Below are 6,784 nucleotides of genomic sequence, written 5' to 3' on the forward strand. Positions count from 1 at the left end.
ACCACCCGGAACTACCCGGAACATCCGGGACTACCCGGAACCGCCCGCCCTCCGGGTCTACCCGGGACCCCGGGACCCCGGAACCCCCGGCACTCCCGGCCCCCTCCCCGGCACACCGCCCCGGGCGATCGGCCCCCGCGTGTCATGACCGTATGGCGATACGGGCATGACACGCGGGGGTGTTCGGCGTTACCTTCGTGCAGGCCGCCATGCCGACGCGGCCGGGGTGCGCGAAGGAGGGGCCCGTGAGCGGGAAGTCGCAGGGTGAACGGCGTACAGGACTGCTGAACGGCTTCGCGGCGTACGGCATGTGGGGGCTCGTCCCCCTCTTCTGGCCTCTGCTGAAGCCCGCCGGGGCGGTCGAGATCCTCGCCCACCGGATGGCCTGGTCCCTTGTGTTCGTGGCGGTGGCACTGGTCTTCGTACGGCGCTGGGCCTGGGCGGGTGAGCTGATACGGCAGCCGCGGCGACTGGCGCTCGTCGCCGTGGCCGCGGCCGTGATCACCGTCAACTGGGGCGTCTACATCTGGTCCGTGAACTCGGGCCATGTCGTGGAGGCGTCGCTCGGATACTTCATCAATCCGCTCGTCACCATCGCGATGGGCGTCCTGCTGCTGAAGGAACGGCTGCGGCCGGTGCAGTGGGCGGCGGTCGGGGTCGGGTTCGCCGCGGTGATCGTGCTGACCGTCGGGTACGGCCGGCCGCCGTGGATCTCCCTCACGCTCGCCTTCTCCTTCGCCACGTACGGGCTGGTCAAGAAGAAGGTCAACCTCGGCGGCGTCGAGTCGCTGGCCGCGGAGACCGCGATCCAGTTCCTGCCCGCCGTGGGATACCTGGTGTGGCTGACGGCCCAGGGCGAGTCGACGTTCAGCTCACAGGGGCCCGGCCACGCGGCGCTGCTCGCGGCCACCGGAATCGTCACCGCGCTGCCGCTGGTGTGCTTCGGCGCGGCCGCGATACGGGTGCCGCTGTCGACGCTGGGACTGCTCCAGTACCTGGCGCCGGTCTTCCAGTTCCTGCTCGGCGTCCTGTACTTCCACGAGGCGATGCCAGCCGAGCGGTGGGCCGGGTTCGCGCTTGTGTGGCTGGCGCTGACGCTGCTCACGGCCGACGCGTGGCGCTCCGCGCGCCGGAGCAGGCCGACGGAGTTCAGCGTGCCGAGGGTGGAACAGCCCGCGTCCGCGGTGGCGGACGCCCGAGTGCCGTAGCAGGAGCCCGGTGCCACAGCCGGACGCCTGAACCCGCCGTAGCGAACGCCCGAGTGCCGTAGCGGGAACCCGGCGCCACAGCCGGGACGCCCCGGTGCCGCAGCCAGGACACCCGAGTGCCGTAGCAGGAGCCCGGTGCCACAGCCGGACGCCCGAGTCCGCCGTAGCGAACGCCCGAGTGCCCTAGCGGGAACCCGGTGCCACAGCCGGACGCCCGAGTCCGCCGTAGCGAACGCCCGAGTGCCGTAGCAGGAGCCCGGTGCCACAGCCGGACGCCTGAATCCGCCGTAGCGAACGCCCGAATGCCGTAGCGGGAACCCGGTGCCACAGCCGGGACACCCCGGTGCCGCAGCCAGGACGCCCGAGTCCGCCGTGGTGGACGCCGAGACTGGGGACATCACGGCGATTCCCGTTGCCACCCCGCTCGCACGCCCCTATGAGTGGTCGCATGACAAAGGCACCGGAATCCACGCCCACCCCCGCACCCCTGCACTGGAAGCTCGTCATCGACTCGGCCGACCCGCAGTCCCAGGCCGTCTTCTGGGCCGCAGCGCTGCGCTACGAGATCGAGGACAACAACGCCCTGATCGAGCGGCTCCTGGAACTCGGCGTGCTGCCGCGCGAGGACGTCGTCGAGTTCCAGGCCCGCCTCGCCTTCCGGGACCTGGTGGCCGTACGGCATCCGGACGACCCGTACGACAAGGACAGCGGCACCGGGCGGGGGCGGCGGCTGCTGTTCCAGCGGGTGCCGGAGGCGAAGAGCGTCAAGAACCGGCTCCATCTCGATCTGCACGCCGCGGCCGGGGAGCGCGAGGCCGAGGTCGAGCGGCTGCGGGGGCTCGGGGCGAGTGTGCTGCGGCATGTGAAGGAGCCCGGCGGGGAGTGGGCGTTGATGGCGGACCCCGAGGGGAACGAGTTCTGCGTGCAGTGAGCGGTGACCCGACTCCGGGGGCGGGGTAGGCGGCGCGGGACGACGGGGCTGTCACAAACGGCGAGGCCGACCGGTCCTTGCTGTCGGCAGTCCCTGTCCGGTCGACCTCCTCTGCCCGGTCGACCTCCTCTGCCCGGTCGACCGCTTCTGCCCGGTCGACCGCTTCTGCCCGGTCGGCCGTCGCCCCTGGAGGACACACATGAGTGCTGAACACCCTCACCTGCCCCCGGGCGTCGAGGTGCTCGCGACCCTGTCGGAGGCGGCGGGCCGGATCCCGGCCGGCGCCGAGGCCAGGACCATCCGGGTCACCCTGTCGCCCGGCGACCCCGGCGCCCCGGCGCCCCGCCGCACCGGCACCCGGGTCCGCTCTTCGGCTACGTCACCGAGGGCGAGATCCTCTTCGAGCTGGAGGGGCAGCCGCCCCGCGTGCTCAAGGCCGGGGACGCCCTGTTCGAGCCCGGCGGCGACGTGATCCACTACCAGGGCGCCAACAACCTTCCGGACGCGCAGTCGCAGCTGGTGGTGACCATGTTCGCGCCGCCCGGCAGCCCGGTCCTCACGGTGGTCGGCGCGGAGGAACTGGCCGAGCGACGGCATCTGCGCGTCGGCCTGACCTGACGCGCAGGTCACGTCGGCGGCGACTAGAGGGTTTTCCCTATACGAACTCCCAGTCCGAATAGCGCTCTTGACGGAGAGTCAGCCCCACCTCGACCATCCAGGCACCCCATTCACTGAGGAATCCCCGTGATTCCCCAAGGAATTCGGAGCCCCCCACCATGAAGCTCTCCGTCTCCTGGCGCGCGTCGGCGGCCGCGGTTGTAGCGGCCGCCACGCTTCTGACCAGCGGATCCATAGCCGGCGCCGCACCCGAGGACGCCGTCGAGGCGGCCGCCGCGCCCGACATACCCGTGGCGAACGTGAAGGCCCACCTCACCCAGCTCCAGTCCATCGCCACCGCCAACGGCGGCAACCGGGCCCACGGCCGCCCCGGCTACAAGGCCTCCCTCGACTATGTGAAGGCCAAGCTGGACGCCGCCGGATACACGACGGCCATCCAGCAGTTCACATCCTCCGGCCGCACCGGCTACAACCTGATCGCCGACTGGCCCGGCGGCGACACCAACCAGGTCGTGATGGCCGGCTCGCACCTCGACAGCGTCTCCTCCGGCCCCGGCATCAACGACAACGGCTCCGGCTCCTCGGCCGTCCTGGAAACCGCGCTCGCCGTGTCGCGGGCCGGCTACCAGCCCACCAAGCATCTGCGGTTCGCCTGGTGGGGCGCGGAGGAGCTGGGGCTCGTCGGCTCCCGCTACTACGTCAACAACCTCTCCTCCGCGAACCGCGCGAAGATCACCGGCTATCTGAACTTCGACATGATCGGCTCACCCAACCCCGGCTACTTCGTCTACGACGACGACCCCGCGATCGAGAAGACCTTCAAGGACTACTACGCCGGCCTCGGCGTCGCGACCGAGATCGAGACCGAGGGCGACGGCCGCTCAGACCACGCCCCGTTCAAGAGCGCGGGTGTGCCGGTGGGCGGCCTGTTCACCGGGGCGAGCCGTACGAAGACCGCGGCTCAGGTGACCAAGTGGGGCGGTACGGCCGGGCAGTCCTTCGACCGCTGCTACCACTCGTCCTGCGACACCACGTCCAACATCAACGACACCGCCCTGAACCGCAACAGCGACGCGGTCGCGTACGCGGTGTGGGAGCTGTCGCAGTAGCGGCAGGCCAAGGGCAGCGGGCGTTTCAGGCGGTGGGCGGTTCGGCCGACTTGGCGGCTCGGGCGGCGAGACGGTCCATGCGGGCACGGGCCGACTCCAGCTCGTCGGCCTCCTCGGCGGCGGGGCCGCCCTCCGCCACGAGCTCGCTCCACAGACCGATCAGGTCACGGCCCAGGGCCAGGCCCAGCGCGGGGTCCCGGACCGCCCGCCACGCCGTGGCCGCGCCGTGCAGGCTGCCGTACGACGCCTCCGCGTCCCGGAGCCGGTGGTGCGTACGGGCCACGTCGAGGGAGAGGCCGAAGGCACGCTCCGGTTCGCCGGCCAGGTAGGCGATGTACGCGGCGAGTTCACGCATCCGCAGCACCTCGGGGTGCTCCAGCCCCAGCACCGCCGAAGCCTGGGCCACGGTCCGCTCCGCGAGCTCGGTCGCCTCCGCCGTCCGGCCCTCCTTCACGGCCTCGTTGATCCGCACCATCTGATCGGCGAAGGGCGAGGCATCGGCGGTCGTGGTCGGCTCCGCGTCCCCGAGAACGGCTTCGGCCACGGCGTCGAAGCCGCGCGGCGGGGTGAAGCCGGGGTCCGGGTCGAGATCGGGGGTGGGGGCGGGAAGGAGGAGGGGGGCCGGGCGCGGGGCGGCTCGCCGCGCCTCGGCTTGCGACGCCTCGGCCTGCGACGCCTCGGTTTCCGGCACGACAGCTTCCGGTACGACAGCTTCCGGTACGACAGCTTCCGGTACGACAGCTTCCGGTACGACAGCTTCCGGTACGACGTTCTGCGGTACGGCGTCTTCCGGTACGGCACCCTGCGGCACGTCCGTCGGCTCCGGCTTCGCGTCCATGAGCGGGGGCGGGCCGAACTCCCCCAGCGGCGGCGCGACCGTGCCGGGCACGGGGTCCCGCACCGGCTCAGGGCCCGATCCGGGCAAGGTCCGCAGCCGGAAGGTGGGCGAGGCGTCCCGCTCCGGGCCCGGCAGCGGGCGTAGGACGCGCGTGGGCCTGTCCGGATGGGGCGCCGGGTCCTGCTGGATCGGCGCGGCCGACGCTTCCGGCGCTTCCGGCGCTTCCGGCGCTACCGGCGCAACCGGCGCAACCGGCGCAACCGGCGCTACCGCAGGCCCCGGCTGCACCGAGGGTTCCCTGGGCGGAGCCGTCCGTACCGGCTCGGCGGTGAACTCGCTGGAGCCGTCCGCCGCCACCCGCAGCGGGACGACGTAACCGATGCGCTCGTCGTGGATCGTGGCGTGCACGGGGTGGCCGCTGGCGACCGCGATGCGCTGGAGGTGGGTCAGCACGGTGCGCTGGATCTCCTCGCCGGGGACGGCGGTCACGGGGACGCCGCCGATCGACGCGCCGGCCGCGCCCGGGCCGACGCCGGGAACGCGCACGTCGATCGGCGCGGCCACGGGGCCCGCAAAGGCCGCGGCGCGTTTCTGTTCCCGCTTCATCGCGCGGCTCAGTCGAGACATCGCTTCCCTCACTCGCATGCGCCGGGGAGATTCGCGGCCGACGCGTTCGGGTCCCATGGTGCCCCCTCCCGCCGTCGTGTTCCGCTTCCCCGGCGTCAACATCCGGTAGTACAGATCGGACACGTCGTACACGTACTGTCGAGTCTCTCCGGCCGCGCGCGGCGCGGGCGTCACCGGGACGTCACAGACTCGTTCCAGGAGCTTGTGCCACCTCACAGCGTTCTCATGCCTGGCTCGATGATCATTGTGGTGACGAGGGAGGAGTGCGGGCATGCGGAGTGACATGCACGTGCAGCAGGGGCGGTCCGAGCCGGGGCCGGAGATCTGGATCCGCGGGCCGGCGCCCCTGCCCGAGGAGCCCTCGCCCTCCCCTGCCGCCGCCACGCCCCGGCGCTTCTCCTGGGTCGGCGTGCACGGCGGGGCGGGTGCCACGACGCTCGCCACGGTCTACGGCGGCCAGGACTGTGGCCGCGCCTGGCCCGGCCCTGCCGATCCGCAGTCGGTACTGCTCGTGGCCCGCACGCACGCGGCCGGGCTGGCCGCCGCCCTGGGCGCCCTGGAGATCTTCCGGCGCGGTGCGGCTCCGCACGGGCTCGATCTCGACGCCGTCGTCCTGGTCGCGGACGCGCCGGGTCGGCTGCCGAGGCCGCTCGCCGAGCGCGTCAAGGTGATCGAGTCGGTCATCGACGTGTACCGGGTGCCGTGGGTGCCCGCCTGGCGGCTCGGCGAACTGGGCGGGCAACGGCCACGGGAGGCGGCGGCGTTGGCCCGGCTGACGGGGCACTCCCGCTGAGCCCGGCCGCTGCCGAACCGTCGGCCACCGAGATCGCCTCGGCCGTACGCTCGCGGGCCCTTCGCGCCGTCGATGCCGTGGCGGCGGCCCTCGAACGCATCGAACGGGCCGACCCCGTCCTGTCCGCGTTCATCGAAGTGTGGGACGAGGAGGCCCTGCGGCGGGCCCGGGACGTGGACGCACGGGTCGACGCGGGCGAGCGACTGCCGTTGGCCGGCGTGCCGATCGCGGTCAAGGGGCGGCGTGGGCTGCGGACAGCGGCCCCGCTCCTCGCGGCGGGATGCGTGGCGGTCGGCGCGACATCCGTTCCGGGGCCGGGAACTCCCTGGCAGACCTGGGGACTCGGCCGATACGGCCCCACGGCCAACCCCTGGCATCCCGACCGGACACCGGGCGGCTCCTCCGCCGGCTCGGCCGCGGCGGTGGCGGCAGGGCTGGTACCGCTCGCGACCGGCAGCGACGGGGCCGGCTCGGTGCGGATCCCTGCCGCGTGGTGCGGGGTCGTCGGCCTGAAGACCAGCAACGGACGGCTGCCGTCGGCCGACCGTACGGGGCTTATGGCGCTGGGGGTGCTCGCGCGGTGTGTGGGGGATGTGGCGGCGTATTGGGACGTGATGACGGGGGGTGACGGGGTGTGGGGTGACGGGGTGTGGGGTGGTG

Annotated in this window: 6 protein-coding genes and 1 pseudogene; 6 read left to right on the top strand and 1 reads right to left on the bottom strand. The window is 72.7% G+C overall.

What is annotated here, in order from left to right:
- The first annotated feature begins 209 nt into the window (after nucleotides 1–209).
- The 4 genes and pseudogenes from rarD (at nucleotide 210) to AQJ67_RS38130 (ending at nucleotide 3,866) form a co-directional block, all read left to right on the top strand.
- On the top strand, nucleotides 210–1,208 hold the full coding sequence (gene rarD, locus AQJ67_RS38115) for an EamA family transporter RarD (RefSeq protein ID WP_425264215.1): 999 nt from the start codon (nucleotides 210–212) through the stop codon (nucleotides 1,206–1,208).
- Between the two features lie 448 nt (nucleotides 1,209–1,656).
- Complete coding sequence (locus tag AQJ67_RS38120) at nucleotides 1,657–2,139, top strand: VOC family protein (protein WP_062724084.1); 483 nt, start codon at nucleotides 1,657–1,659, stop codon at nucleotides 2,137–2,139.
- 381 nt (nucleotides 2,140–2,520) lie between these two features.
- A pseudogene (locus tag AQJ67_RS50840) lies at nucleotides 2,521–2,757 on the top strand (cupin domain-containing protein); the annotation flags it as partial.
- Between the two features lie 158 nt (nucleotides 2,758–2,915).
- Entirely contained in the window at nucleotides 2,916–3,866 is a 951-nt protein-coding gene (locus AQJ67_RS38130) for a M28 family metallopeptidase (RefSeq protein WP_062724085.1), read from the top strand.
- A 25-nt stretch (nucleotides 3,867–3,891) separates the two neighbouring features.
- Here the strand turns inward: AQJ67_RS38130 and AQJ67_RS38135 are convergent, their stop codons facing one another.
- The gene (locus AQJ67_RS38135) at nucleotides 3,892–5,331 is read right to left on the bottom strand and encodes a tetratricopeptide repeat protein (RefSeq protein ID WP_062724086.1); all 1,440 of its coding nucleotides are present in this window, start codon (nucleotides 5,329–5,331) and stop codon (nucleotides 3,892–3,894) included.
- A 271-nt stretch (nucleotides 5,332–5,602) separates the two neighbouring features.
- Here AQJ67_RS38135 and AQJ67_RS38140 point away from each other — a divergent pair, with 271 nt between their 5' ends.
- Together AQJ67_RS38140 and AQJ67_RS38145 are read left to right on the top strand one after the other, a co-directional pair.
- A complete protein-coding gene (locus AQJ67_RS38140) occupies nucleotides 5,603–6,124 on the top strand; it encodes a DUF6668 family protein (protein ID WP_062724087.1) in 522 nt (173 codons plus the stop codon).
- On the top strand, nucleotides 6,121–6,784 hold a 664-nt coding region (locus AQJ67_RS38145; RefSeq protein ID WP_167366248.1), incomplete at its 3' end, for an amidase family protein. The genes AQJ67_RS38140 and AQJ67_RS38145, both read left to right, overlap by 4 nt.

It is taken from the genome of Streptomyces caeruleatus (genome assembly GCF_001514235.1).
Taxonomy (GTDB): Bacteria; Actinomycetota; Actinomycetes; order Streptomycetales; family Streptomycetaceae; genus Streptomyces; species Streptomyces caeruleatus.

Excerpts from the sequence above, each read along its gene's own strand:
- AQJ67_RS38130 (WP_062724085.1), top strand. The coding sequence starts at position 2,916 with ATGAAGCTCTCCGTCTCCTGGCGCGCGTCGGCGGCCGCGGTTGTAGCG.
- AQJ67_RS38140 (WP_062724087.1), top strand. The coding sequence starts at position 5,603 with ATGCGGAGTGACATGCACGTGCAGCAGGGGCGGTCCGAGCCGGGGCCG.
- AQJ67_RS38120 (WP_062724084.1), top strand. The coding sequence starts at position 1,657 with ATGACAAAGGCACCGGAATCCACGCCCACCCCCGCACCCCTGCACTGG.
- rarD (WP_425264215.1), top strand. The coding sequence starts at position 210 with ATGCCGACGCGGCCGGGGTGCGCGAAGGAGGGGCCCGTGAGCGGGAAG.
- AQJ67_RS38135 (WP_062724086.1), bottom strand. The coding sequence starts at position 5,331 with ATGTCTCGACTGAGCCGCGCGATGAAGCGGGAACAGAAACGCGCCGCG.